This window comes from Vibrio sp. 1CM8B, assembly GCF_023161685.1.
GTDB lineage: Bacteria > Pseudomonadota > Gammaproteobacteria > Enterobacterales > Vibrionaceae > Vibrio > Vibrio coralliirubri.
The window spans coordinates 60,065-85,537 of sequence record NZ_JALNTU010000002.1; the positions used below are offsets into that span (position 1 = coordinate 60,065).

26 protein-coding genes are annotated in these 25,473 nt (G+C 44.9%); 12 read left to right on the forward strand and 14 right to left on the reverse strand.

The genetic code is table 11. The annotated features are described in order from the left end of the window. Positions 1-102 precede the first annotated feature (102 nt). Entirely contained in the window at positions 103-1,119 is a 1,017-nt protein-coding gene (gene ansA, locus MSG36_RS04025; protein WP_019823767.1) for an asparaginase, read from the forward strand. 143 nt (positions 1,120-1,262) lie between these two features. On the opposite strand, the gene MSG36_RS04030 is transcribed toward ansA, so the two are convergent. Next, positions 1,263-1,544: a DUF1315 family protein gene (locus tag MSG36_RS04030; protein WP_010437067.1), complete on the reverse strand. Its 282-nt coding sequence runs from the start codon at positions 1,542-1,544 to the stop codon at positions 1,263-1,265. 113 nt (positions 1,545-1,657) lie between these two features. Here MSG36_RS04030 and MSG36_RS04035 point away from each other — a divergent pair, with 113 nt between their 5' ends. Beyond that, positions 1,658-2,464 (forward strand): DUF2989 domain-containing protein, encoded by an 807-nt coding sequence (locus MSG36_RS04035; RefSeq protein ID WP_172380070.1) that lies wholly within the window; start codon positions 1,658-1,660, stop codon positions 2,462-2,464. A gap of 175 nt (positions 2,465-2,639) precedes the next feature. On the opposite strand, the gene msrB is transcribed toward MSG36_RS04035, so the two are convergent. Continuing rightward, positions 2,640-3,077, reverse strand: a complete 438-nt coding sequence (gene msrB, locus MSG36_RS04040; RefSeq protein WP_019823761.1) for a peptide-methionine (R)-S-oxide reductase MsrB — start codon at positions 3,075-3,077, stop codon at positions 2,640-2,642. Between the two features lie 319 nt (positions 3,078-3,396). Here msrB and gap point away from each other — a divergent pair, with 319 nt between their 5' ends. The 7 genes from gap to MSG36_RS04075 all read left to right on the forward strand — a co-directional run bounded on the left by gap (position 3,397) and on the right by MSG36_RS04075 (position 12,526). After that, positions 3,397-4,392 (forward strand): type I glyceraldehyde-3-phosphate dehydrogenase, encoded by a 996-nt coding sequence (gene gap, locus MSG36_RS04045; protein ID WP_017059382.1) that lies wholly within the window; start codon positions 3,397-3,399, stop codon positions 4,390-4,392. A 242-nt stretch (positions 4,393-4,634) separates the two neighbouring features. Continuing rightward, a complete protein-coding gene (locus MSG36_RS04050; RefSeq protein WP_248366462.1) occupies positions 4,635-5,519 on the forward strand; it encodes a D-hexose-6-phosphate mutarotase in 885 nt (294 codons plus the stop codon). Positions 5,520-5,818: 299 nt separating this feature from the next. Further along, positions 5,819-7,855, forward strand: a complete 2,037-nt coding sequence (locus tag MSG36_RS04055) for a methyl-accepting chemotaxis protein (protein ID WP_248366466.1) — start codon at positions 5,819-5,821, stop codon at positions 7,853-7,855. Between the two features lie 192 nt (positions 7,856-8,047). Beyond that, entirely contained in the window at positions 8,048-8,863 is an 816-nt protein-coding gene (gene rlmA, locus MSG36_RS04060) for a 23S rRNA (guanine(745)-N(1))-methyltransferase (RefSeq protein ID WP_248366469.1), read from the forward strand. Positions 8,864-8,938: 75 nt separating this feature from the next. Then, positions 8,939-9,892, forward strand: a complete 954-nt coding sequence (locus MSG36_RS04065; protein WP_248366471.1) for a ChaN family lipoprotein — start codon at positions 8,939-8,941, stop codon at positions 9,890-9,892. Positions 9,893-10,157: 265 nt separating this feature from the next. Further along, positions 10,158-10,511 carry a hypothetical protein gene (locus MSG36_RS04070; RefSeq protein WP_048611520.1) on the forward strand — a complete coding sequence of 118 codons (354 nt, stop codon included), beginning with the start codon at positions 10,158-10,160 and terminating at the stop codon, positions 10,509-10,511. A 128-nt stretch (positions 10,512-10,639) separates the two neighbouring features. Beyond that, positions 10,640-12,526, forward strand: coding sequence for a BCCT family transporter (locus MSG36_RS04075; RefSeq protein WP_248366474.1), 1,887 nt, complete (start codon positions 10,640-10,642; stop codon positions 12,524-12,526). 105 nt (positions 12,527-12,631) lie between these two features. Here the strand turns inward: MSG36_RS04075 and MSG36_RS04080 are convergent, their stop codons facing one another. After that, on the reverse strand, positions 12,632-13,069 hold the full coding sequence (locus MSG36_RS04080; protein ID WP_017059388.1) for a YcgN family cysteine cluster protein: 438 nt from the start codon (positions 13,067-13,069) through the stop codon (positions 12,632-12,634). A 159-nt stretch (positions 13,070-13,228) separates the two neighbouring features. Here MSG36_RS04080 and MSG36_RS04085 point away from each other — a divergent pair, with 159 nt between their 5' ends. Both MSG36_RS04085 and aqpZ read left to right on the forward strand, forming a co-directional pair. After that, positions 13,229-13,477, forward strand: a complete 249-nt coding sequence (locus tag MSG36_RS04085; protein ID WP_248366476.1) for a YkgJ family cysteine cluster protein — start codon at positions 13,229-13,231, stop codon at positions 13,475-13,477. Between the two features lie 100 nt (positions 13,478-13,577). Further along, positions 13,578-14,267, forward strand: a complete 690-nt coding sequence (aqpZ, locus tag MSG36_RS04090; RefSeq protein ID WP_048610468.1) for an aquaporin Z — start codon at positions 13,578-13,580, stop codon at positions 14,265-14,267. A 66-nt stretch (positions 14,268-14,333) separates the two neighbouring features. Here the strand turns inward: aqpZ and recR are convergent, their stop codons facing one another. The 7 genes from recR to MSG36_RS04125 form a co-directional block, all read right to left on the reverse strand. Next, positions 14,334-14,933, reverse strand: coding sequence for a recombination mediator RecR (gene recR, locus MSG36_RS04095; RefSeq protein ID WP_019823189.1), 600 nt, complete (start codon positions 14,931-14,933; stop codon positions 14,334-14,336). 78 nt (positions 14,934-15,011) lie between these two features. After that, a complete protein-coding gene (locus tag MSG36_RS04100) occupies positions 15,012-15,341 on the reverse strand; it encodes a YbaB/EbfC family nucleoid-associated protein (protein ID WP_017062338.1) in 330 nt (109 codons plus the stop codon). A gap of 152 nt (positions 15,342-15,493) precedes the next feature. Next, the gene (gene dnaX, locus MSG36_RS04105) at positions 15,494-17,722 is read right to left on the reverse strand and encodes a DNA polymerase III subunit gamma/tau (protein WP_248366478.1); all 2,229 of its coding nucleotides are present in this window, start codon (positions 17,720-17,722) and stop codon (positions 15,494-15,496) included. An 18-nt stretch (positions 17,723-17,740) separates the two neighbouring features. Further along, the gene (gene apt, locus MSG36_RS04110; protein WP_017062340.1) at positions 17,741-18,286 is read right to left on the reverse strand and encodes an adenine phosphoribosyltransferase; all 546 of its coding nucleotides are present in this window, start codon (positions 18,284-18,286) and stop codon (positions 17,741-17,743) included. 161 nt (positions 18,287-18,447) lie between these two features. Beyond that, positions 18,448-18,819 carry a YbaN family protein gene (locus tag MSG36_RS04115; RefSeq protein ID WP_029225617.1) on the reverse strand — a complete coding sequence of 124 codons (372 nt, stop codon included), beginning with the start codon at positions 18,817-18,819 and terminating at the stop codon, positions 18,448-18,450. 74 nt (positions 18,820-18,893) lie between these two features. Continuing rightward, entirely contained in the window at positions 18,894-19,031 is a 138-nt protein-coding gene (locus tag MSG36_RS04120; protein WP_017067606.1) for a hypothetical protein, read from the reverse strand. A 148-nt stretch (positions 19,032-19,179) separates the two neighbouring features. Continuing rightward, positions 19,180-20,283 carry a response regulator gene (locus tag MSG36_RS04125; RefSeq protein WP_248366480.1) on the reverse strand — a complete coding sequence of 368 codons (1,104 nt, stop codon included), beginning with the start codon at positions 20,281-20,283 and terminating at the stop codon, positions 19,180-19,182. A 228-nt stretch (positions 20,284-20,511) separates the two neighbouring features. On the opposite strand from MSG36_RS04125, the gene MSG36_RS04130 reads away from it, so the two are divergent. Next, a complete protein-coding gene (locus tag MSG36_RS04130; protein WP_017067604.1) occupies positions 20,512-21,387 on the forward strand; it encodes a LysR family transcriptional regulator in 876 nt (291 codons plus the stop codon). A 122-nt stretch (positions 21,388-21,509) separates the two neighbouring features. Here the strand turns inward: MSG36_RS04130 and purF are convergent, their stop codons facing one another. From purF to folC, 4 genes are all read right to left on the reverse strand, one after another. Further along, the gene (purF, locus tag MSG36_RS04135) at positions 21,510-23,024 is read right to left on the reverse strand and encodes an amidophosphoribosyltransferase (RefSeq protein ID WP_017066676.1); all 1,515 of its coding nucleotides are present in this window, start codon (positions 23,022-23,024) and stop codon (positions 21,510-21,512) included. A gap of 34 nt (positions 23,025-23,058) precedes the next feature. Beyond that, the gene (locus MSG36_RS04140) at positions 23,059-23,550 is read right to left on the reverse strand and encodes a CvpA family protein (RefSeq protein ID WP_009848678.1); all 492 of its coding nucleotides are present in this window, start codon (positions 23,548-23,550) and stop codon (positions 23,059-23,061) included. A gap of 61 nt (positions 23,551-23,611) precedes the next feature. Further along, positions 23,612-24,184, reverse strand: a complete 573-nt coding sequence (locus MSG36_RS04145) for an SPOR domain-containing protein (RefSeq protein WP_048611509.1) — start codon at positions 24,182-24,184, stop codon at positions 23,612-23,614. Beyond that, positions 24,185-25,447 (reverse strand): bifunctional tetrahydrofolate synthase/dihydrofolate synthase, encoded by a 1,263-nt coding sequence (gene folC / locus MSG36_RS04150; protein ID WP_050647390.1) that lies wholly within the window; start codon positions 25,445-25,447, stop codon positions 24,185-24,187. Positions 25,448-25,473 lie beyond the last annotated feature (26 nt).

A 25,473-nucleotide genomic window follows, 5' to 3' on the forward strand; every position in this document is an offset into this window, starting at 1 on the left:
AATAACTAAGGGGTGCCTCTGTGTGAGGTGCCTCTTTTTATTGCATGATAATTCGCTATAATCGCCCCCCTGTTCCCTACATCACACTAAGTATTAATCGCCATGGAAAGAAAACACATCTATATCGCGTACACCGGCGGCACAATTGGCATGCAGAAGTCTATTGACCACGGCTATGTTCCTGTCGCAGGTTTCATGGATAAGCAGCTAGCTGGCATGCCTGAATTCCATCGCCCAGAGATGCCTGAGTACACCATTCACGAATACTCTCCATTAATGGACTCTTCAGATATGACGCCACTTGATTGGCAGACTATCGCTGATGACATTCGCGCGAATTACGATAAGTACGATGGTTTCGTTATCCTGCATGGTACAGACACTATGGCTTACACTGCCTCAGCACTGTCTTTCATGCTTGAAAACCTCGGCAAACCTGTGATTGTTACGGGCTCTCAGATCCCATTAGCAGAGCTTCGTTCAGACGGACAAGCAAACCTGCTGAATGCGCTACACATTGCAGCAAACTACCCAATCAACGAAGTGACACTGTTCTTCAACAACAAGTTGATGCGTGGTAACCGCAGCACAAAATCACACGCAGATGGCTTCAATGCGTTTACATCTCCAAACCTGAACCCATTGCTAGAAGCGGGTATCAATATCCAACTTAGCAATAACGTCAAGGTAAACGAACAACCTGAAGGTGCTTTCAAGGTTCATAACATTACTCCGCAACCTATCGGCGTAATCACAATGTACCCAGGCATCTCACACGAAGTGATCCGTAACACGCTATTACAACCTGTTAACGCGATGATTCTGCTTACTTTTGGTGTGGGTAACGCACCACAAAACCCAGAACTGCTTCAGCACCTTAAAGATGCTTCAGAGCGCGGTGTTATTGTGGTGAACCTAACTCAATGTTTGGCTGGTAAAGTCAACATGGGTGGTTACGCGACAGGTTGTGCACTAGCAGAAGCGGGCGTGGTGAGTGGTTATGACATGACACCAGAAGCGGCACTGGCGAAGTTGCATTATCTATTAAGCCAAAACCTAGGCTACGAAGAAGTGAAGGCTCAGATGCAACAAGTGTTGCGCGGTGAGATGAGCTTATAACCTGTTCAAGGGTTCACGTTAAACCCAATTATTCTATGAAAGTAACGGCGGCTTAACGTGAACTAAATCGTTTTATTGCTTATAAATAAACGAGTTAAACTAAAAGGGGTGGCACATTGCCACCCCTTTGTTGTAATTTAAGCTTAATGATTCGGGTTAACCCTAACAATGTCTTCTTGATCTGACTTAAACTGTTTCTTTAGTTCAGACTTAGATTTAAAGCTAATCTCACCACCAGCTGCAATTGTCATATGTTGAGCTTCAGAGTTATGTTTAGATTGGTATAACATAACCGCTTGCATACACGAGTCGCGCTGTTCTTTTGAGAGCGCCGTACCTTCTGGCCATTTACCCGTTTCAACTGCGTAGGTTAAACGTTCGTAGACCTCGGGTGTCATTGCGCTAAGAAGTTGTTCTGCATCCATGGTAAAGCCTTAGTTTTAACAATTTTCACCAGAAAATAACCCGTAACAGAATTGAGTCAAGAACCTGACCAATAATAAGTGCATCTGATCACAAGTGAAGGAATATGAAAATTATGAAATGGTTGGCGATTAGCCTATTGCCTTTCACTCTGGTTGGGTGTCTTGAAGGGAACAAAAATACCGATCAACTGTGCCAAAGCAACCCGGGTCTTCAGTGTGAACAATTGAACATGAACGATGGGCAATGTCGTGTCGCACGTACCGACCTCATCTGGCATCGATTTGAAGTTCAGAAGCAACCCACCGAAATCAACAAAATTAAAGAATTCGAATTAGTCACTGCCTACAAAAAGTGTCTAGAGCTCGCGGCACAGATCGAAACGATCGATCAATCTAAGCTGCAAGAGCGTCGCTTTACCTCTTTAATGCACAGTATCGAAGAGTCTGAGCGCATTGTTGATGAGCTATCGAAATCCGATACACCGGAAACGCTGTACTTCTTGTGGTCGCAAACTGGGGACACCAATGCCAGACGCAGTTTCCTACAACTAGAAGGCTCTGAAGCGTTAAACACAGCCGAGATGCAGTATGCCTTGGCAACCTTCTATACTACCCGCAATCATATAAAGACACTTAAGCTACTCAATAATGCGTTAACGCTTTCTAATGGCTCGGCAGCCAACACTGAAATCTTCAAGTCGATGGCCAGTATCAACCACAGCCTGGGTCATATGGAAAAAGCGTACGTTTGGGCAATGGTTGCCAAAGACTTTGATGTGCCGATTGCTTCTGAAGCCGAGCTCACCGTGTTGTATCATTTCGACAAGGCAACCTATAAGAAGCTAAATAAAGACGCAGACAACATTGTCGAAGCGATTGAGGATGGAATTTACAGCCCTTCAATCGTCCCAAGTTACTGAGCGCTTCATTTATAGTGTTCTAACTTAAGCTTCTTATTCTCCTGCTTTCAAATAAAAACAGCTACCTTTTTGGTAGCTGTTTTTATTTGTACTAGAGTTAAATCTGAAATCTTGGACGTTTCAGCATTCCTAAATCGACAAATGCGACCTGTAAGGATTAGACAATAGTTACAAGTTATTTCGTACTTTCATCATTTTTGTTGAAAATTAACGACACTGAATTAACACAGAACCGTTCACCTGTGGTCTTCGGACCATCAGGAAAAACGTGACCTAAATGGCTATCACAGGCGGTACAACGGATCTCTACACGCTTCATTCCGTGACTTAGATCTTCTATATAGCGTACTGCTTCATCATTCACTGGGGCATCAAAGCTTGGCCAACCACACCCAGAGTCATATTTGTTATCCGACAGGAACAAAGGGCTTTCACAGCATGTGCAGCTATAGACGCCAGTCTTATGGTTGTGCAGTAACTTACCGCTATATGGGGCTTCAGTACCACGTTCACGACACACTGCAAATTCGTCGTCTGTTAGGCGTTCACGCCAGTATTCATCAGGCTTTATCATATTTCCTCCCTTTTGAATCACGTTAATATCTCTCCACATTCTCAGTTATTATATTTACTTTTTTCTATAAAGGCTTGCATATCAGTCGTTTTGTAGCACATACTTTCTCACCAGGAAACATTGTACATATACACTCATAAGTGAATCATCATTTAGGGGTATTTTACCCAACTGGAAGGGTACAGAGCCACTTGCAATGGTCAATTTTCAACCACTTACACCCAATTGTTAAGAAAAGCGTCGCTTTTTTTTGACATTAAACAAGTTAAGTCGGATTATCTATTGCAGATGTATACTGGATTCTGTAATTTTACTACCAGTTATCTTTAATCAGAAATTAAGTTGTGGAGCAACTACAATGACTATCAAAGTAGGTATTAACGGTTTTGGCCGTATCGGCCGTTTCGTATTCCGCGCAGCTCAAGAGCGTGCAGACATCGAAGTAGTAGGTATTAACGATCTAATCGACGTAGAGTACATGGCATACATGCTTAAGTACGACTCAACTCACGGCCGTTTCAACGGTACTGTTGAAGTTGAAGGCGGTAACCTAATCGTTAACGGTAAAACTGTACGTGTTACAGCTGAGCGTAACCCAGAAGACCTTAAGTGGGATGCTATCGACGTAGACGTAGTTGCTGAAGCAACTGGTCTTTTCCTAACTGACGAGACTGCACGTAAGCACATCACTGCTGGCGCTAAGAAAGTAGTTCTTACTGGTCCTTCTAAAGATGCAACTCCAATGTTCGTAATGGGCGTTAACCAAGCATCTTACGCTGGTCAAGACATCGTTTCTAACGCTTCTTGTACTACTAACTGTCTTGCACCTATCGCTAAAGTACTTAACGATAAGTGGGGCATTGAGTCTGGTCTTATGACTACAGTTCACGCTACTACAGCAACTCAAAAAACTGTAGATGGCCCTTCTGCTAAAGACTGGCGCGGTGGCCGTGGTGCTTCTCAAAACATCATCCCATCTTCAACTGGTGCTGCTAAAGCTGTAGGCGTTGTTCTTCCAGAACTAAACGGCCTTCTAACTGGTATGGCTTTCCGTGTACCAACTGCTAACGTATCTGTAGTTGACCTAACTGTTAACCTAAAAGAAGCTGCATCTTACGAAGAAATTTGTGCTGCAATGAAAGAAGCTTCTGAAGGCGAAATGGCTGGCGTTCTTGGTTACACTGAAGACCAAGTAGTATCACAAGATTTCATCGGTGAAGTTCAAACTTCAGTATTCGATGCTAAAGCTGGTGTTGCTCTAACTGACAAATTCGTTAAAGTTGTATCTTGGTACGACAACGAAATCGGTTACTCAAACAAAGTTCTAGACCTAATCGCTCACATCTCTAAGTAATTTCTTTTTAGAAATCGCTTTAGATAAGCATTAGCGAAGACTGTTTTGAGCAGACTTTGAAAAAGGCGACCTTAGTGTCGCCTTTTTAATGCCTGCTATCTTTTAAACCGCGTCTATCTAAGCTCATCAAGATAGCCCAAACGTAAAATTCAATTCTAATACTGGCTCTGTTTATCACTCATGAAAACACAAGCATCACTCTAGTCAGCATTTGAATTCAATTTCCTTAGAAGGATCATGTAATGGATTTATCTACTCTACCTGCACTAGCGGTACTTTCTGACAACGTGACTATCGTTGAACACGAAGGTGTAAAACTGGTTCGCGTTATCCACGATAAAGCAAACGCAGCGATTTCACTGTTTGGCGCTCATGTGGTGTCATTCCAACCGCAAGGTCAAGAAGACCTAATTTGGATGAGCCAACAAGCTAAGTTCGATGGTAAAACAGCTCTGCGTGGTGGTATTCCAGTATGTTGGCCTTGGTTTGGTCGCATTGCAGCACCAGCGCATGGTTTTGCCCGTTCAAGTGAATGGCAATTGGTTGAGCACCGTGAAAGCGAAGCTGGCGTGATTGTAAGCTTAGGTCTGAAACCTAGCGAAGCGACTCTGGCAGTATGGCATCATCAATTCGATGCTCGCTTAAACGTTGAGATTGGCGACCAACTAAAAGTAACTTTGGATGTGAAGAACACAGATTCGCAACCATGGACTTTCTCTGGCGCGCTGCACACTTACCTAAATGTTGGCGATATTCACAGCACAAAGACCACAGGTATGGGTGCTGAGTACATTGATAGCCTGCAAGGTGGCAAGATCTGCCAAGGCGGTGCTGAGCTGGTACTGACTGACACTATTGACCGTGTTTACACACAACCAGAAGCGCAAATTCTTGTTGCCGACAAAAAACTTGATCGTACACTAACAGTTGAAAACCACGGCCATAACTCTGCAGTACTGTGGAACCCGTGGGCAGAAGGTGCTGCTGGTATGGGCGACATGCAAGACGACGGTTACCTAACCATGCTATGTGTTGAATCAACACTGCACGCACCAAGCCTAGAAGCAGGCAAAACGTTAAAGCCAGGTGAAAGCCACCAGCTGATTACGGTAATTGCCTCAAACTAGACCGCTAGCGAGTTTAATTAAAAACAAAAATGCAGCTCATTGAGCTGCATTTTTTATTGCCCCTAACCTCACTCGCATCGCCTAGTAATCAATGCTTTAACACAAGCCGATTAGCCCATCACCTCTTTGTTCAACCCCACACCATTTAGCTCTCATCACTCTAGTTTATAAATATAACTATCAATTCATTAATTATTATCAATTACTGCCGATAAATAAGTACCTATGATAGAAAGCTCAATAACAAACTTCCGTAAAACCACTTAACAACACCTCAATGAAGACAGGATAGTGAATTCATGTTCGAGAAATACAAAAATCAAAGTGTTGGCTTCCAACTTAAGTTGGTCATTTTGCTGTGCTTGCTTGTCGCCTTTAGCTCCATTGCAACACTCGTGTATAGAAATGCCTCTCAGGTGTTATTAGACAACACGTTAAAAGAACACCAATCCAAGGTAGAAGCGATGGCCAAAACCATCTCTGGTCAGTTCGATGCCTACCTGCACACCGCCAAAGTTTTAGAGTCCACTTTTCGCAACGGTTACCTAGCAGGTGTTTATGTTGAAAGTTATGACGTTGAGTTCAACGGTCATTCCATTCCTAACATGACTCAATACGGTGAGAGCCTAATAAACGACACGAAACTCGTTGATAGCTTCACCCGCGACACCGGTGCCGTAGCGACCCTATTTGCTCCATTTGGCGACGACTTTATTCGTGTGTCGACCTCTCTTAAAAAACCTTCAGGCGAACGAGTCGTTGCGACCACACTAGGGAAAAATCATCCAGGCTATAGCAAGCTCAAAAATGGCCAGCCTTATTACTCTCAAGTTAAGCTCTTCGGTCAACGTTACATCACCTACTATGCGCCTTTGACCAATGCTCAAGGCAAAGTAAACGGTATCTCTTTCATTGGTCTGCCAGTAGAAGAGGCGACTCAAAGCCTGTTTGAATCTCTACGCTCTGTTTCTTGGGGTGACACCGGATACACCATCATTGTTGATAATGAGAAAGAGCACCAAGGGCAGTACTTGTTGCATCCGACTAACGTTGGCGATGGTAAATCGATTGTTGACGTGGCTGACTACGACGGCAACAAACCTTTCTATCAGATCTTTGAACAGCCATCAGGTCTAATTCTATATCCATACAAGGTTAAAGAAACCGTTGGTGAGAAGTACCTTGTCTACACTGAAGTTCCTGGGTGGGATTGGAAACTGCTTGGCGGTACTTTTATCAAGGAAGTGACTAAAGGTAGCGACGAATTGCTCAAGCTCATCGCCATTATTGCGACCTTAATTGCTGCCGCCACCATCGTCGCGTTAACCTTCGTGTTGAACCGCACATTGACACCGTTAACGACTTTAAACGAGTACATGCTACGTCTAGGAAAAGGCGAAGTAAGCCTGCATATTCCAAACAATGGTAAGCAGACCAAGAACGAGATCAGCAATCTGAATACCGGTGTTGCGAACATGGCAGCCCAGCTGAGCACACTCGTGGGCGAGATTCGTGCAACCAGTGACCAAGTACAGAACAGCTCAAGCAGTGTGTCACAAGATGCTAGCCACAACTTGAGTCAATCCGATCGCCAACAAGCACAAGTTGAGCAAGTCGTTACTGCCATAGAAGAGATGGCCACCTCCGCTGAATCAGTAGCGCAGCAGGTAAACAGCATTGCGGAAAATGTTCGCCTTGCCAATGAAGACAGCCAGAAAGGTTTAGAAGTCGTTGAAGGTGTGTGTATTGATGTTGCCCAACTGAATGATCAATTAGACAAGTCAGCATCGGCTATCGAGCAAGTAAGCTCTGATAGCGAAAGCATTCAAACCGTCACCAAGATGATTGATGACATCGCAGAGCAAACCAACTTGCTTGCATTGAACGCTGCGATTGAAGCGGCACGAGCGGGTGAACAAGGTCGTGGTTTTGCCGTTGTTGCTGATGAAGTAAGAACGCTCGCTCATAGAACACAAACATCAGTACAAGATGTAGTGAGCATCATCGAGAAGCTAAAGTCTTCGACCCACAATGCCGTAAACCTTATGACGCAAAGCCAATCGAACGCCAACCAAGTACTCGATAAAGCGCAAGAAGCAGGCACCGCACTAGAGTCGATTGCTTCTCAAGTTGAATCTATTGCTTCTCAAGCTGAAACCATTGCTGCGACATCAGAAGAGCAAGCTCAGGTTTCTCAAGAGATAGCAGCGAACGCGCATGCGATCAGCGACTTGAACCAACAAAGCCGTGAAACCAGCGCTAAGACCTCACACAGTGCTGATGAACTTCAGAAACAAGCGGAATCGTTGAAGAATCAAGTTAACTTCTTTAGCTAAAAGCTGAGTTCTCTGTTTTATCAGCGACTCGCTCATAACTAATAGAGCCAACCATTCGTTGGCTCTATCTCTTCACTGACTGGTTCTATCTACTCTCGGATTGCCGTTAACCAACACAGCTGCGTTTATTCTAGCGCCCCACTATGCTTCCTGTTAAAATTTTGGACTTGAAATTTCTACCTCGAGTTCGCAATGACTTACCAATGCCCTTTGTGTCACCAACCTTTATCTCAAAACGATCGTACGTTTAAGTGTGAAAAGAACCATCAGTTCGACCTAGCGAAAGAAGGCTATGTCAATTTGATGCCTGCGCACCACAAACGCTCAAAAGATCCAGGTGACAACAAAGAGATGATGCAGGCACGTCGTCGTTTCCTTGAAGGTAACCACTATGACCCAATGCGCCATGCGGTGGTGACATTGTGTTCTCGCTATCTACCAGCTGAGGCACCTAGCCTATTGGATATTGGTTGTGGCGAAGGGTATTACACCAACGAAATTGCTGTGAATCTTCAAGAAAAGAATGGTGCGACTTTTGGCCTAGACATTTCTAAGATTGCTATCAAATACGCCGCTAAACGCTACCCTGCTGTCGACTTCTCAGTTGCATCAAGTCATCGCCTACCCTTTGCTGAAAGCAGCTTAGACGGCATTCTACGCATTTATGCGCCTTGCAAGGCTGAAGAGTTACAACGCACCATCAAAGACAGTGGTGTGGTGATCACCGTGACACCAGCTAGCCGACACCTGTATCAACTGCGTGATGTAATTTATGATGGCGTTCGTTTGCACGATGAAGATCCAGAAGTGATCGAAGGTTTTACGCTTGAGCACCAAGAGCAACTAAACTATATGATGGAACTATCGGGGTCAGATGCATTCGACCTGCTACAGATGACGCCGTTTGCTTGGAAGGCGAGTGAAGAGTTTAAACAACAACTCACCGAGGCAGAGCAATTCAACTGTGAAGCTGACTTTATGCTGCGAGTGTACCGCAAACAAATTTAATTGATATTGATTATCGTTTGCATTGAAATCTTATCTTGCCTCCTTTAGTATGCGTGTTCTTCAAGGAGGCATTTCATGCAACGTATTATTCTTATCGGATTAGCTACTCTTCTCACGGCTTGTGCTAGTCAACCTGCAAAAGACACTTCTCAAAAAGTGGCTCAAACGGAATCCGTTTCCACATTCTATGACTACCAGTTCGCTTCTCCACAAGGCGAAACACTTTCTCTCGATGCATTACCCGAGCAGCTGATTGACGCTGATGTGGTTCTAATTGGCGAATGGCACACGCATTCTGCCATTCACCGCTTCCAAACCGACTTCTTAAAAGCGCGCCGCAACGCAACATCAAACATTGCGCTTTCAATGGAACAATTCACTCGAGAGCACCAAGCCACACTTGACCAATACTTAAACGGCGAAATTGGCGAACAAATTCTCATGTCTCAAGCGGCAGCTTGGCCAAATTACGAAAGTGATTACCGCGCGTTAGTTGAGTTCGCAAAAGCCAACGACGTCGATGTTATTGCGGCAAATGCACCAAAGCCATTCGTGCAGTGTATTGGCCGTAAAGGATTGCCTTACCTAGACCAATTATCGACCGAGCAACGCCAATGGATAGCTGCCGAAGTGAATACTGGCGATAGCCCTTACAAAGAAAAGTTAATGGCTTCTATGCACCACGGTACGCCAGAGCAAACAGAAAAACAGTTTGCCGCTCAGGTAACCTGGGATGAAACCATGGCTGAGTCGATTGTGGATTACCTAGCATCAAACCCAGAGAAACAAGTGATTCATGTAGCCGGCAAATTCCATACAGAAGGTGGCTTAGGCACAGCGGCATCAATTCTACGTCGTAACCCTGATTTGAAAATCGCCATCATCAGCCCAGTTGAAGAGATCTCATCGGATAGCAGCGATTATCAGCTTGAAGTGCTTTCGCCACCGGCTCGCTTTGTTAAGAAAGAGAACCGAATGAAGGCATACAAGCACCTATCAAAACGCAGCGCTAGCCTAGAATGTGACTAAACCACTCTTCTAAGCCGAAGAGTCGGTGGGCTAATCCTAGATAATTAGTCCATCGTCAAGACTTGATCACGTTCCCGTCATTCATCCTAACTCTATCTAAATCAAACATTCTTATCGGCACAAGACTTGCTTAGTAAATAGACGATTTAACCAAGCAGATGAAAATGTAATGTGCGAATAAAAAAACATCACTACCGATAATTAATTGCACAAGTTTTTCACACCTCTGCCGATACTATATTTAAGGATAGGTAAGGAGAGCGATATGACGCCAGTAGGAACGAGTAATACTCAGCTGTATTCACCTTCGCAAATGAATGCACAAGCTAAAAGCACTGAAGCTGAAAAGCCTGCACCGCTAAAGGTTGAGCAAAATACCGTCAAGCTTTCTGATGAAGGCAAAGCCCTATTATCTGCCCTTAAAGAAATCGATAAAGAAGCCAAGAAAGTCGAAGCTGAAAACGCGACCGTGACCGATAAGGTTGAGTCATTTGCTCATGGCGCTTTAGGTATGGATCACCCAGATAAGATTGAAGAAGAGGACGATGGTTCTTATTCAGCTGGGCAATACTTATCCGCAGCGGCAACCGTGGGTGGCATTCTACTTGCCTTAATCTAACGTTCCCCTCTGTTACTGCACCTTCCTCTCTGCATTAAAGCGATTTGTCGTCACGACAACAGACCAGATTTGGTCTAAAAAACGAGTTCATTCCATAATTCCGCTCTCATTTTAATGGAATAATACTCGTGAAAAACACTTTTGAGCTTATTGATAAGCCTACCTTCTTTGGTGCGATTGCACTCCTACTCACGATAGTTTTCCCGCTCATTTTGTTCCCTGCACAGGGCGCAGACTGGATTGCGGTTGCGAAAACATTCATGACGGACCAACTTGGATTTTTATATCTTGCGCTAGGCCTCGCTGCCTGTGCATTTATGGTTTACGTTGTGTTCAGTGATATGGGACAAATTAAACTGGGCGAAGCTGATGAAGAGCCTGAATTCAAAACAGCATCATGGGCTGCAATGCTATTTTGTGGCGGTATCGGTGCAAGTATCTTGTACTGGGGCTGTATTGAGTGGGCTTACTACTACCAATCACCGCCTTTCCAACTAGAGCCGGGCAGTGAAGAAGCGGTTCGTTGGGCTGCAACTTACGGTTTGTTCCACTGGGGACCAATCGCGTGGTCTATCTACTTGATCCCTGCGATTCCTATCGCTTACTTCTTCTATGTACGTAAACAGCCAGTTCTAAAGATCTCTAGTGCGTTAATGCCTGTTCTTGGTGAACACCGCAGTAAAGGCGTACCTGGAAAAATCGTCGATATCCTTTTCATTTTCGGTCTATTAGGCGGCGCTGCAACAACGTTAGGTTTAGCTGCACCTCTAATCACTGAAGGTCTGAATCACCTATTTGGTCTACCTAAAAATAACCTAACGCAAGTGATGGTGCTTTTAGTGTGTACTGCGATTTTTGCTTACTCATCTTATGCTGGATTGGAAAAAGGCATCAAGATCCTAAGTAACATCAACTTCTGGGGTGCAATGGGTCTGTTGGCTTTCGTTCTGATCGCGGGTCCAACAATCTTCATGTTAGAAACAGGTTTAGACTCAATTGGTCGTCTACTGTCTAACTTCTTCGTGATGGCAACGTGGGCTGAACCATTTGGTGGCTACGGTACATTCGAAAACACTCACTTCCCACAAGACTGGACGATTTTCTACTGGGCATGGTGGCTAGTATTTGCACCGAGTATGGGTCTGTTTGTTGCGCGTATCTCTCGCGGCAGAACCATCAAACAAATGGTGTCAGGTTCGATCTTCTTCGGTTCACTAGGTTGTTTCTTATTCTTCATGATTCTAGGTAACTACGGCTTATCACTTCAGCTTTCTGGTGAATTAGATGTAGTTGCTATCCTGAATGCTGAAGGCGCAACCAAAGCAATCTTCTCGATGCTAGCGCAGTTGCCAATGAGCACTCTAGTTATCGCAGTATTCACTTTGCTTTGTATCATCTTTACAGCAACGACGTTTGACTCTATCTCATACATCCTTGCGTCTGTGGTTCAAAACAATGTGACTGAAGAGCCAATGCGTTGGAACCGTATGTTCTGGGCATTCACTCTGTCGTTCTTACCAACGATTCTGATGTTCCTAGGTGGCCTAAGTACACTACAAACTGCAGCAATTGTTGGTGGTTTACCGCTATTGGCTATTTCTGTGATGCTGATGATCTCTGCAGTTCGTGCAACTAACCTCGACCTGCGCCATCAAGACGCGTACATCGAACCAACGATTAACATCGAAGAACTGCCAGACATGGATCCATGGTCTGCAGAAGGTATGGCGCTGGCTCAATTTGAGAAAGAAAGAGATGCAGCACAAGAAGCTGCAGAACTTGAGCGTGTTGCTTACACAGAACTTGCCGCAGTGAAGAAAGAAATTCGCGCTTATGTGTTAGAGCAAGGTTCACAAATGGAAACTCATGAGTTACCAGAGAACCTACAACAAGCACTTGAGCAGGCCGAGAGTAATCTTAGTGCCGCACAAGCGAAAAAGATCGAGTTATCTGAGCAAGCTCAGAATGCTCGTATCACGTTCAACCAGGTGGTTGCAGACTTACCGCTTGCTTGACATTAGCCATGACACAGTCCATTGATTTGGACCCTCCTAAATACGACAAAGGCTCACAGATATGTGAGCCTTTTTTTATTCGGGTGATTGACTAGCCTTCGTTAACTAGCGGTTTGGGTGGTTCAAGATGTGGTCTTCCCAATCGACAACATCAATTTCGTACACTACTTTGTTACGAACGCTTTCACCTGCTGCATGCATCTCTGTTTTTGATCCGGTGATCAATGGGTGCCACTCAGGGATCGGCTTAGATTCTGATAGAAGACGGTAAGCACAAGTGTCTGGTAGCCAGTGAAATTCATCGATCTTGTCACGAGTCAGCTTCAAACACTCTTCACCTGAAGTGAAGCGGTTCGGGTAGTCTTTACACGAGCATGTTTTGTCGTTTAACCAGCTGCACGCAACGTTGGTGTAGTAAACTTCATCGCTATCTTCATCCATTAGTTTATGCAGGCAGCACTTACCACAACCGTCACAAAGTGATTCCCACTCATTCTCGGTCATTTGCTCTAGTGTCTTTTCTTGCCAAAATGGATTCGTCATAGGATTACTTCTTACTCTTTTACTGGGGTGCGTGTTATACCGCTAGCCCATAAAAAGTTCAAGGATAATAATTGTTCATTCTTTGATTCAATCAACAGCTGTCACTCTCATCATTTTTTGCTACTATCGCGCACCCTGTTATTTAGTGAGTTTAATTTGATGGAATGTCGTCTTGGTTGTGGAGCATGTTGTATCGCTCCGAGTATTACATCTGCTATTCCTGGAATGCCTAATGGTAAGCCTGCTGGCGTACGCTGCATCCAATTAAATGAGCAAGATCTCTGCAAATTGTTTGGTCAACCTTCACGCCCGAAGGTATGTCACCAATTCAAAGCTTGCCCTATCATTTGTGGTCAAACCGACCAAGAAGCCCTTGATAACCTGATCGAGTTAGAAGCCATTACCTAAGATTAGCTGACCTTTTCTTCCTCCTATATGCCCAAGATTTCACAATTCTTCGAAATCTAAACTATCTTGTTGATACTGGTACAGATTAATAAGGATCGTTATGAATAGGTATATCGCAGAAATGTTCGGTACATTTTGGTTGGTGTTAGGTGGTTGTGGTAGTGCCGTCTTAGCCGCCGCTTTTCCCGATGTAGGTATCGGCTTGCTCGGGGTTTCCCTCGCCTTTGGTTTAACCGTACTCACCATGGCTTTTGCTATTGGCCATATATCCGGCTGTCACCTCAACCCTGCTGTTACTATTGGATTGTGGAGCGGTGGTCGCTTTGATGCCAAAGACGTCGCACCTTACATTATTGCCCAGGTCATTGGCGGTATTATCGCGGGTGGAGTGTTATTTGTGATTGCTTCAGGCCAAGCAGGTTTCGACGCTGCGGCATCTGGCTTTGCTTCAAATGGTTACGGTGAACACTCACCGGGCGGCTACTCACTAACTGCTGCACTGGTCTGTGAAGTGGTCATGACCATGGTATTCCTATTCGTGATCATGGGCGCAACTGATTCAAAAGCGCCTGCTGGGTTTGCACCCATTGCAATTGGTCTCTGTTTGACCTTGATTCACCTTATCAGTATCCCTGTCACTAACACCTCTGTGAACCCTGCTCGAAGTACTGGCGTGGCGGTGTTTGTCGGTGATTGGGCCGTTTCGCAATTATGGTTATTCTGGGTTGCACCGATTATTGGTGCCGTGATTGGCGCGATGATATACAAAGCGGTAAGAGGTTCAGATTAAGCGCTGAAAAACGTCTAAAGCAATAAAAGAAAAAGCCGCTTAGTGATGATTCACCAAGCGGCTTTTTTAGATCTTATGACGACCGAGTAAGGAGTGCGAAAGCGTGGTGCCATCCACCAGCTCTAGCTCACCACCAACGGGAACACCATGAGCGATACGGCTAGCGTTCACTTCATGGGCATTACATAGCTCAGCAATGTAATGCGCTGTTGCTTCCCCTTCAACTGTTGGGTTAGTCGCTAGGATTACTTCAGAGATATCACCACGACGCAGGCGGTAGTCCAAAACATCGAGACCGATGTCACTTGGACCAATGCCATCAAGTGGTGAAAGGTGACCCATCAATACAAAGTAACGGCCTGAATATTGGCCTGTCGCTTCTATTGCTGCAATGTCTGCAGGGCTCTCTACTACACAGATTTGACCATTTTCCTGACGTTTAGGATTGGTACAAATGTGGCAAGTATCTTCTTCAGTAAAAGTACGGCACTCATTACAGTGACCAATTTCGGTCATTGCTTGGCTAAGAGCTTCAGCCAACTGTAGGCCGCCTTTTCTATCGCGCTGTAACAAATGAAAGGCCATACGCTGCGCCGACTTGGGGCCAACCCCAGGTAGACAACGTAAGGCCTCCATCAAATGCTCCAGCATATGACTGGTACGCATATTTAACCGTTCTAATGTTCAGGTAATAGCCTGTTCAACACAAACCACCACCTGAATTAACCTTTAAGAATAAGTTACTTAGAAAGGCATCTTCATACCTGGTGGAAGTTGCATTCCGCCAGTTACGCTAGCCATTTTCTCTTTTTGAGTTTCTTCAACGCGACGAGCCGCATCGTTGAAAGCAGCAGCGATAAGATCTTCAAGCATCTCTTTATCGTCTTCCATTAGGCTTTCATCGATATCAACACGGCGAACGCTGTGGCTACCAGTGATCGTTACTTTTACAAGGCCAGCACCTGACTCACCTGTAACTTCCATATTTGCGATTTCTTCTTGAAGCTTTTGCATGCGCTCTTGCATTTGCTGGGCTTGCTTCATCATGTTGCCCATACCGCCTTTACCAAACATGTTAATACTCTCTGGTCTAATTGGTTTATTAAAATTAATTAAGCTATACGAGCTTAAATGGGGGTTAAAACAGTGTGATTCAACCCCTCGATGTTCAGTTCTCAGGTTTGCTTATCTGGGATGATACGCCGGTCACTAAACAAGAAAACGTTCTAGATAGGACGAACGCTGTCTCTGTCGAGTTCAGCGGCAAAACGTCTTTCAATGAACTGTACGTTGGCATCGTTTTCTAAAGCGGTAAACGCGTCTTTCAACTTACCTTGATACAATCGTTCTCGTAATTCTAGCGGCGTTTCTCCACCATCACCGATTTCAACACTCAAATGACACTCTTCCCCAAGCACAGTATTGAGAGACTGCAATAGCTCACTCTGTGCACGGTCCGTATTCAAGTGAGCTTGGCTCGCTCTTAACGTTAAAGTGATTGATGTGTCGTTTTTAGCAAACACTGAGTTCAATGCTAACTGTTCAACAAGCTTGGCTGTCTCTAGCTTTTGAATCGTGGCGGACCATTCATCTTGAGCAATCGACTCTTGAAGCAATTTGTCGACCATTTCTGGTGTCTTAATATGCTCTAACGCACGCTTGATTTGAGTAGGTGTAAGCTCTTTGCTCACCTCTTTCACTACAGGTTTAGACGGTTTCCAGCGATAAGGTTCATTATCGTTGGTCACATTTTCTGTCGAAGAGGCTGATAAAGAAGCTGGCGACACCCGCTCAGAACCACCGTGTTGCTGAGCAACTCGATCAAGAACTGAAGTTTTAGCTGGTGTCGCTTTAGCCTTTTTTGGCGCCGAGCCTTTGTTTTCTGTTGCCGAACTGCCTCTACGTTGAGAACGTAATTGGTGGCGTAAACCACTCACAGGCGAAGTTGCACGCGCTGGCTGCTCTTGCGGAGCAGAAGGTGCAGCGCTTGGCTGTTGAACCGGACTCTGGTTCTGATAATTCGTTTGTTGCTGCTGAGGCTGCTCTGCACCGTAGCTTGGACGCTCATCATAAGCAGGAGGCGCATCATACTGGCTATGCGGGTAATCCTGTTCTGGATAACCTTGGTTGCCTGAGTGATCAGCGCAACCTTGCGAATCTGAATACTGTGCTGGATTCTGCTGCGGAGCCTGTTGTACGGGTTGCTGCTGCATAGGCTGCTGTTGAGGCGCCTGTTGTTGCATCTGAGGCTGTCTCGGAGCTGCCATTGGCGCAGGTTGACTCACTGATTGAGCAACGCTCTGAGCTTGAGCTGCTTGAACTGGCGCTGGGCTTGCCGACTGAGTCGAGATTGCAGTAGCAACCGCTTGTTCAGCTGGTCTAAATGCCAACATGCGTAAAACCACCATCTCAATACCAACGCGAGCGGTTGGCGACAATGGTAAGTCTTCACGTCCTTTCAACACGATCTGGTAGTAGAGTTGAATGTCTTGTGGGCTAAGCGCTTTGCTCAGTAGTTCAAGCTTCTCTGCATCAGGCTGTGCCTTATCTAATGTAGATGGCAAAGCTTGGAACATCGCAAGACGATGCAGTTGGGCCGCAAGCTGATTCAGCAAACCATCCCACTCAACACCGTTCTCAGCAAGGCTTTGGATACACGCCATCGCTTGCTGTGGCTGCTTACTGCTAATCGCTTCAAGCAAGTGGATAGCTTGGTCGGTATCCAGTGTTCCGAGCATGTGAGCAACAGTATCGGTTACGACATTGCCGTTACCCAATGCGATAGCTTGGTCTGTAAGGCTTAGTGCATCACGCATACTGCCATCAGCAGCATGAGCAATCATTCCAAGCGCACGAGATTCAGACGTCACATCTTCTTGTTCAAGAATATGATCGAGCTGCTCGTGAATATTATCAACGCTGATCGGCTTAAGATGGAACTGCAGACAACGCGACAAAATCGTTACAGGAAGCTTCTGTGGATCCGTTGTTGCAAGCAAGAATTTCACATACTCAGGCGGCTCTTCTAACGTCTTTAGAAGTGCGTTAAAGCTGTGCCTAGAAAGCATGTGGACTTCATCGATTAGGTAAACCTTGAAGCGGCCACGTGCAGGCTTGTACTGAACATTATCCAGAAGCTCGCGGGTATCTTCTACCTTTGTACGTGATGCCGCATCAATCTCAAGTAGGTCAACAAAGCGACCTTCATCGATTTCTTTACAGGTTGCACATTCACCACAAGGTGTTGAGGTAATGCCTGTTTCACAGTTGAGTCCCTTAGCAAACAAACGGCCGATGGTTGTTTTACCAACACCTCGTGTACCGCTGAACAGGTATGCGTGGTGCAACCTATTCTGGCTGAGGGCATTCTCTAATGCTGTTAAAACATGGGCTTGACCAACCACTTCTTTGAATTTGGTTGGTCGCCATTTTCGCGCTAACGCAAGATAGCTCATGAATAATTCCGAAAAGGATTAGTGACCGTCGAATTCGCAGATGCTAAACACTTCTAGACCTAAGCCTTGTAAGCGCTTGTCACCACCGATTTCTGGAAGGTTAATAACAAATGCAGCGTGTTCTACCACACCACCAAGCTGACGAATCAACTTTGTTGTTGCTTCAATCGTACCGCCCGTTGCTAGCAAATCATCAACCATAAGCACTTTATCGCCTTCAACGATAGCATCAGTATGGATTTCTAGAGTGTCGGTGCCGTACTCAAGCTCATAAGATTGTGCCACAGTTTGACGAGGCAGCTTGCCCGGCTTACGAACAGGAATGAAGCCAACACCTAGCTCAAGTGCCAAAGGCGCACCAAATAGGAAACCACGAGCTTCAGTACCAACGATCTTAGTAAAGCCCATGTCCTTGTATGTTTCCGCTAGCAGGTCGATAGTCGCTTTGTAAGCTACTGGATCTTCCATCAAGCTTGTTACGTCACGGAACAAAATACCCGCTTTAGGGTAATCAGGAATGCTTTTGATGCTTGCTTTGATCAGAGAGATTTTTTCTGTGTTCATAATCTTATGCACTTCATTAGGCCGCTTTCCAAACTCTCGTTAACGAATCAAACATCAACGCTCGGAATTAAGGAAAGGTACGATTGGTATTCATTGCAACGAGAGTCATAACTCTGATTGCTGAAATAATAAACGCCCGCTATACAAGCAGGCACACTGGCTTAATGGTAGTGATTTTCTTTGCTGTCAGCAACCAACTCATGGGTTGGAAGTCGCATAAACCATGTGAGAAGAATAACAAGTACGCAAATTAGGAAAGCCTTGACCCAAATGATAGGGGCAAAGTAGATGGATAACGCAAAACTCAACAAGATAAAGAATACGCCACGCGTTTTAACTTGTTTGGTGACGGCACCGTGTTGATACCAATTATTCAACAAAGGACCCAGCGTTTTGTGCTCATGCATCCATTTATGAACTTTCGGATTGCTTCGCATGAAGCATGCGCTAGCAAGAAGGAGAAAAGGAGTGGTTGGCAGAACGGGCAAAACTATCCCTAGAACTGCGAGAAATATACAAAGGCCACCAGCAATATTGAGGCTTAAAACTCGAACGCTAATTGTGGCCTCCTTGAGTTAGCTATCACCAACCGGCGACGACAGCTTAACTAGAATGTTGCGTAACCATTGAATACACGGATCAACGTAAGTGTTGCTGGTAGCAATGGAATCATTAAAAATGCGGCTAAAAATCCTAAAAAGTAGAATACATTAAACGGGTCTTGAAAGTCTTTGTTATCTGCCATGATTGCTTCTTGTTTTTGTTAGTAAAGGTAAGTATCCGGCGAACCAAACCCGCTTTGCTAAATCGACATTTAACAAAAAAGGCATAGCTACACCATTTGCGCAACTATACCTTAATCAATTATTCACAAAAACCGAGGAAATATAGGGTTAATCAGTAGACCCTTGGTGTATGTCTAAACTAAAACTTGCCGATCCAAGTAGGCTCAACGAAAGTTGGCAGCCCTGTTCGATCGGAAGGTCCCGCGTAATAAAGTTCTTCTTGCAGTTCTCGCCCAAGCGCTCACCTGCTGCAATATGTTGATTCAATTCACCATTCGACCATTGCCCATCTAAACCCGCAGGTAAAATGGAGATGGTTCCCTCGGCAAGGTCCGCAACACCAAACAAAGCATTCACTGGGGTGGAACATTTAGAGCAACGAATCCCCTTCTCTAAGATCTCAGCGATATCTTTGAGATCAACGTTAAAATCTTTTCTGTTTCTTATGTAATCGTGGAACAGCGCTCTCACTAACAATGTTGTCGCGGAGCCGCCATTATCAGACGACGATGAATCGACGAGGTAAAAAGCAAACTGCCCGTTCATCATCCACGCATAATCAAACACAAGTGGCATCATCTCTGTTGATTGCAGTAACCGGTAACTGCAACGCCATGATCCTTGTCGCGTATCTTTCTCTGGAAGCAACGCATGCAGTAAGTCTTTTGCTGCGCTTGGATTATCTTGAAGGTAATCCAGATGCCAATGCAGTTCTTGGTCTTCAGGGATCTCTCCCCCATCATCCACACAGAACCACTGGCTCGAAAAATCTCGTTGGTCTGAAATGTTATCGAACGAATCGGTCAATGTATTCGCAATCGCACTTCCTAGGTGACGGTGATCCTCTAACGGTTTCGCTAAGAAGTCTTTAATACCAAATCGCAACGCTTTAGCCACATCAGACATATCATCAGTGCCGGACACCACGATCATAGGCAGTGACGGGTACTCCAAACTGAGCTCTTCCACAAGCTCGATGCCATCAAGTATTGGCATTGATAAGTCACACACAATTAAATCTGGCGCTGAGTCTCTAAGTTTCTGCAAAGCGTCCAGTCCATTTTCAGCCTCAACCACTTTATAACCGACCTTATCTAGGTACGCGCTGGTTATACGGCGAAAAATAGGATCATCATCAACCAACATCACGCATTTTTGGTTAATTACTTCCTGAGCCGAGGTCATTACTGGCTGACTGTGAGTTTTGTACATAATCTATAACCTCACAAAACTAAGTCGAATTATTATTGTTATCTGTTCTAAGAACTAATATAAAACTTAGTAATAAAATGCTAAATACACAAATTTGCACTCTTTACTGGTAATTCGTGACGAGGGTTGGAATACTTGTAAATAGTGCAACGAGTTGACGTAACGCAAACATTGATCTCACTGTTACGTATAAATTAGATGAGATTGTAAACAAATGTGTCTGGATTTATGAAATTAGATGATTTAAACCTCTTTCGACTCGTCGTTGAAAATGGGAGCTACACCGCAACATCGCGCAAGACTATGATTCCGGTTGCGACCATCACACGACGCATCCAAGCCTTAGAAGATTCTTTGAACCTTAGGCTTCTCAATAGACACGCGCGTAAACTTTCTTTAACAGAGGCAGGCGAACGTTTCTTCAATGAATGCTCTCCGCTGTTGCAACGTCTCTCTTCTACTGCAGAAGAGTTAACCGACGTGTGCAAAGGCGCTTCCGGTAAGATTCGTATTACGGCACCCTCAAATCTGACCAAGCGCATGATGATGCCAATGTTCAGTGAATTCATGACTCAATACCCTGATATCAATATTGAGCTGATGATGAACAACCAAGCAGATCAGCTGGATCCAACGGAGTGGGACGTGATTTTCCGTGTCGGACCGCAGCGTGATTCAAGCCTAATCGCTCGAAAAATCAGTGAAGTCAAAGATATTCTTATCGCGAGCCCTGAGTACTTAGCGAAGAACCCAGCTCCAAGCCATGCTGAAGAGCTAGCGAACCATTCGCTACTCAAAGGCTATCCGCTGATTAAGTGGCAGCTGAGTAATTCGAATGAAGAAACGGTGGTGAATAGCGAAAAAGGTCGTTTCAACGCCAATGCGCTTAATGTCGTGAGACAAGCGTGCTCAGAAGGCCTAGGTATCACCCTAATGCCTGACGTGATGATCCGTGAATACATTGAAGATGGCAGCTTGGTACAAGTCTTAGAAGACTGGAGCGCTAACCCTCGTGATATTTACATGCTTTATAACCACAAAGACCATCTACCAGAGAAAGTGAGATTGTTTATTGATTTTGTGATCGCATACCACATTCATTAAGGTCAATCCCCTTCTCTATAAACAAAAAAACCAGAGCCGAACCTCTGGTTTTTTATTTTCTTTATCGCTAGCAATAATGAATCATGGCTAACTAAAACTCTTTATTACTGACGAAACGCTAATTAAGCGCCTTCGTTGTGTAACTCTAAGTTAGCAAGATCTTGTTGAATCTCACGTTGAACCTTTGAGTCATCATTACGCAAAGAGTCTAGGAAATCTAGGTACGCTTGGTCGATATCGCCCGTTACATACTCGCCGTTAAATACAGAAGTATCGAAACGAGAGATGTCTTGATTACCCATACCCACTGCAGAAATCAGATCTGGTAGCGTTTGGAAAATCAATGCGTCTGCGCCAATCTGCTTACAAATCGTTTCGTTATCACGACCATGAGCAATCAGCTCTGTCGCGCTCGGCATATCAATGCCGTAAACGTTAGGGAAGCGAACCTCTGGAGCAGCTGAAACCATGAAGACCTTGTTTGCGCCAGAATCACGAGCCATCTCAATGATCTGCTCTGATGTTGTGCCGCGAACGATAGAATCGTCAACCAGAAGAACGTTCTTACCTTTAAACTCAGAGCGGATTGCGTTGAGCTTACGGCGAACCGACTTCTTACGCTGTTGCTGACCAGGCATGATGAACGTGCGGCCAACATAACGGTTTTTCACGAAACCTTGACGGTATGGCTTATTGATCGCTTGAGCGATTCGTAGCGCAATATCGTTTGATGTTTCAGGGATTGGGATAACCACATCAATATCTAAGTCTGCGTACTCTTCTTTAATACGCTTACCAAGCATCTCACCCATCTCAACGCGTGCGCTGTAAACCGAGATTTTGTCGATGAATGAATCTGGGCGTGCAAAGTATACAAACTCAAAGATACATGGGTTTAGTTGTGGGTTGTCTGCACATTGCTTAGTGAAAAGCTCACCGTCAAACGTTGCGTAGATAGCTTCACCTGGTGCTACGTCGCGCATGAAGTCGAAACCAACAGCATCGAGTGCTACCGATTCAGACGCAACCATGTACTCTGTTTTACCTTGAACTTCACGCTTACCAAGACACAGTGGACGAATACCGTGTGGGTCACGGAATGCGATCATACCGTGGCCGATGATCATCGCCGTTACAGCGTAAGCACCACGAATTGTACGGTGCACATTTGCCACAGCACGGAAAACGTCATCTGAAGTTACGTTACCTTTAACGGTATCGATCTCATGAGCTAATACGTTCAGTAGAACTTCAGAGTCAGAGGTTGTGTTTACATGACGACGGTCTTTTTCGAACAACTTTTCACGAACTTCGTTTGCGTTCGTCAGGTTACCGTTGTGCGCCAACGTAATGCCAAAAGGAGAGTTTACGTAGAAAGGCTGAGCTTCAGACGCACTTGAACTACCCGCAGTAGGATAACGAACATGGCCAATACCGACTTCACCTTGTAGGCGCTGCATGTGTTTTGCTTCAAAAACATCTTTTACTAAACCGTTCGCCTTACGCAGACGGAAACGATTGCTTTCTATGGTACAAATACCAGCGGCATCTTGGCCACGATGCTGCAATACCGTTAAAGCGTCATAAATAGACTGGTTTACAGGTGTTGAACCCACGATTCCAACAATACCACACATGTCCTAATCCTCGATTTTTCGACATTAACTGGCGCTAGAGCGCGCCAGATAAGAAACTAGATGTTGCTTGTAAATGCTCGAAGAACGGCGCAATGATTCGACTAAATTCCGGAACCAATTGCGAATTCTTCCACCACTCAGAACTTGGGAATGCAGTAAACGCATCCATGAAAAACAACACTGCAGAAACAATCAAAACACCACGTAAGCCACCAAAGACGACACCGAGGATTCTGTCTGTACCTGACAGGCCTGTTTTCTGAACTAGTTGACCGATGACATAGTTAACTAAGGCACCCACAACTAACGTTGCAACAAACAATGCTGCTATCGCAGTTCCGTTTCGAAACATCTCATCTTCGATATTGGTGAAGTACATCGCTAATTTAGCGTAGTACTGGCTAGCAATAAAAAATGCTCCAAACCAAATAACGAGTGACAAGGCTTCTTTAGCGAAACCACGGACTAAACTGATCACGGCAGAGAAGCCGATCACGCCTAAAATGACAAAATCTAACCAATTCATGAATTCTTCATCTTAAGTTGGCGCGCATTTTAACAGAAAAAATGCTGACGCAAACGTTTTCTTATGGGTTTAACGGTTTAAATTTGAGCAATTGGCCTTTTGAACCCGTAATTTTTTCTAATTCCTTAATTTGTCGCTCAAGTTTGGATTTAGAGACATCCGGGCCAATAATTACTCGCGTAAATGTTTTTTCTTGCTTGGTGTGAGCCTGATAACCACGCTTTTGCAGATCCTTAACAACGTTTTTTGCATTGTCAGCATTCTTCAAAGCCATCAATTGAATAATCCAAGCACTGTCTTGGTATTCATTTTTTTCCGGTACTGGCTTAACCACGACTGCTACTTTATCTGCTTCTTTTTCAGAAACCGATGCCGTTTGCGAATCTGAATTATCAGTACGACCACTTTCAACCACTTGCTCAACCGGAGAATCTGGTAGCGCTATCTGATCTTCAACGGGATCGAGTACTTCAAACACTTCAACATTACTATCAAGCTCAGGCTTAATCGGAATGCTTGCAAACTCTTCTTTATAGTGGAGCTTCTTACCATCTAGCACATCGGGTAATACAATCACGCCAATGGCCACTAAAATGATGGTGCCGACTAATCGGCTTTGGAATTTACTTGCCATTTAGTTTCCTTTTTTCTGCCAATGCTCCAACACTTCACCCACGGTATGGAAAGAACCGACAACCAACACAACATCGTCACCTTTAACAGAAGCTAAAGCCGCTTCAAAAGCTGTGACAGGGTTTGAATGCTGTTCTACGCCTTCTGGTAGGCTTTGACACAGTTCAGCGGCTGTCGCAGCGCGTGGCCCTTGCAATGAAGCTGGATACCAATGAGTTGCGATTGGCGCTAATACTTCCAATGTCGCTGGGATATCTTTGTCATGAAGCATGGCGACTACAACGTGTAAATTTTTACCTGCATACTTTTTCGTAACTTGCTGCGCAAAGTATTCAGCAGAATGCGGGTTGTGCGCCACATCCAGCACAATCACGGGTTGTTCGCTAATTTGCTGCATACGCCCTGGAAGCTGCGCATTCTTCATGCCGTTAACCACGTTCACGTCACTAATACTAAGCTCTGATGTGCCCAATGCCATTAATGCTGTTGCCGCGTTAGGTAGCGGCAGGCTTGGAATAGGTAGTGATTCTAGTTGGAATGCCCCACTGCGCCAGTTCCACGTATCACCGTCAACATCATAAGTGTATTGAATACCGACTTGGTAGAACTCAGCCTTAATATCATCAGCGTGCGCTGCAACCGTTGCTGGTGGCTTGGGTTGACCACAGATAGCGGGTTTACCGCTGCGATAAATGCCCGCTTTCTCAAAGCCAATCACATTAATGTCATCACCTAGCCAGTCAACATGGTCGACAGCCAAACTAGTAATCACAGAAACATCATGCTCAACGATATTGGTCGCGTCTAAGCGCCCGCCTAAACCCACTTCTAAAAGCACAACATCAACCGCTTCAGTTTGAAATGCACGTAACGCCGCTAAAGTGCCATATTCGAAAAAACTCAGGCTGATTTCGCCACGCTCTTTCTCAATGAAATCGAAAGACTGAACCATCTTTTCATCAGATAGATCTTGGCCGTTGATACGAACACGTTCGTTATAGCGAATTAAGTGAGGAGAGCTGTAGACACCAACTGAGTAACCAGCGTCCAATAGAATCGCTTCCATCAGTGCACATGTTGAGCCTTTGCCATTGGTTCCGGCAACAGTAATAACATGTTGAGCAGGTTTGGTGAGGTTTGCCTTAGAGGCGACGGCCTGAACTCGGTCTAATCCAAGATCAATAGCGCTTGTGTGGATGTTTGATAAATAATCAAGCCACATCTCCAAAGAGGATGTGGCTTGAGGAATAGGTTGTTGACTCATCTAACTCATAACCATAATAAAGTTGG

Excerpts from the sequence above, each read along its gene's own strand:
- MSG36_RS04085 (WP_248366476.1), top strand. The coding sequence starts at position 13,229 with ATGGAATGTCGTCTTGGTTGTGGAGCATGTTGTATCGCTCCGAGTATT.
- MSG36_RS04080 (WP_017059388.1), bottom strand. The coding sequence starts at position 13,069 with ATGACGAATCCATTTTGGCAAGAAAAGACACTAGAGCAAATGACCGAG.
- msrB (WP_019823761.1), bottom strand. The coding sequence starts at position 3,077 with ATGTGGAGAGATATTAACGTGATTCAAAAGGGAGGAAATATGATAAAG.
- MSG36_RS04065 (WP_248366471.1), top strand. The coding sequence starts at position 8,939 with ATGCAACGTATTATTCTTATCGGATTAGCTACTCTTCTCACGGCTTGT.
- dnaX (WP_248366478.1), bottom strand. The coding sequence starts at position 17,722 with ATGAGCTATCTTGCGTTAGCGCGAAAATGGCGACCAACCAAATTCAAA.
- folC (WP_050647390.1), bottom strand. The coding sequence starts at position 25,447 with ATGAGTCAACAACCTATTCCTCAAGCCACATCCTCTTTGGAGATGTGG.
- ansA (WP_019823767.1), top strand. The coding sequence starts at position 103 with ATGGAAAGAAAACACATCTATATCGCGTACACCGGCGGCACAATTGGC.
- MSG36_RS04035 (WP_172380070.1), top strand. The coding sequence starts at position 1,658 with ATGAAATGGTTGGCGATTAGCCTATTGCCTTTCACTCTGGTTGGGTGT.
- apt (WP_017062340.1), bottom strand. The coding sequence starts at position 18,286 with ATGAACACAGAAAAAATCTCTCTGATCAAAGCAAGCATCAAAAGCATT.
- aqpZ (WP_048610468.1), top strand. The coding sequence starts at position 13,578 with ATGAATAGGTATATCGCAGAAATGTTCGGTACATTTTGGTTGGTGTTA.
- rlmA (WP_248366469.1), top strand. The coding sequence starts at position 8,048 with ATGACTTACCAATGCCCTTTGTGTCACCAACCTTTATCTCAAAACGAT.
- recR (WP_019823189.1), bottom strand. The coding sequence starts at position 14,933 with ATGCGTACCAGTCATATGCTGGAGCATTTGATGGAGGCCTTACGTTGT.
- MSG36_RS04055 (WP_248366466.1), top strand. The coding sequence starts at position 5,819 with ATGTTCGAGAAATACAAAAATCAAAGTGTTGGCTTCCAACTTAAGTTG.
- MSG36_RS04130 (WP_017067604.1), top strand. The coding sequence starts at position 20,512 with ATGAAATTAGATGATTTAAACCTCTTTCGACTCGTCGTTGAAAATGGG.
- MSG36_RS04145 (WP_048611509.1), bottom strand. The coding sequence starts at position 24,184 with ATGGCAAGTAAATTCCAAAGCCGATTAGTCGGCACCATCATTTTAGTG.
- MSG36_RS04120 (WP_017067606.1), bottom strand. The coding sequence starts at position 19,031 with ATGGCAGATAACAAAGACTTTCAAGACCCGTTTAATGTATTCTACTTT.
- MSG36_RS04100 (WP_017062338.1), bottom strand. The coding sequence starts at position 15,341 with ATGTTTGGTAAAGGCGGTATGGGCAACATGATGAAGCAAGCCCAGCAA.
- MSG36_RS04050 (WP_248366462.1), top strand. The coding sequence starts at position 4,635 with ATGGATTTATCTACTCTACCTGCACTAGCGGTACTTTCTGACAACGTG.
- MSG36_RS04030 (WP_010437067.1), bottom strand. The coding sequence starts at position 1,544 with ATGGATGCAGAACAACTTCTTAGCGCAATGACACCCGAGGTCTACGAA.
- MSG36_RS04070 (WP_048611520.1), top strand. The coding sequence starts at position 10,158 with ATGACGCCAGTAGGAACGAGTAATACTCAGCTGTATTCACCTTCGCAA.
- MSG36_RS04140 (WP_009848678.1), bottom strand. The coding sequence starts at position 23,550 with ATGAATTGGTTAGATTTTGTCATTTTAGGCGTGATCGGCTTCTCTGCC.
- purF (WP_017066676.1), bottom strand. The coding sequence starts at position 23,024 with ATGTGTGGTATTGTTGGAATCGTGGGTTCAACACCTGTAAACCAGTCT.
- MSG36_RS04125 (WP_248366480.1), bottom strand. The coding sequence starts at position 20,283 with ATGTACAAAACTCACAGTCAGCCAGTAATGACCTCGGCTCAGGAAGTA.
- gap (WP_017059382.1), top strand. The coding sequence starts at position 3,397 with ATGACTATCAAAGTAGGTATTAACGGTTTTGGCCGTATCGGCCGTTTC.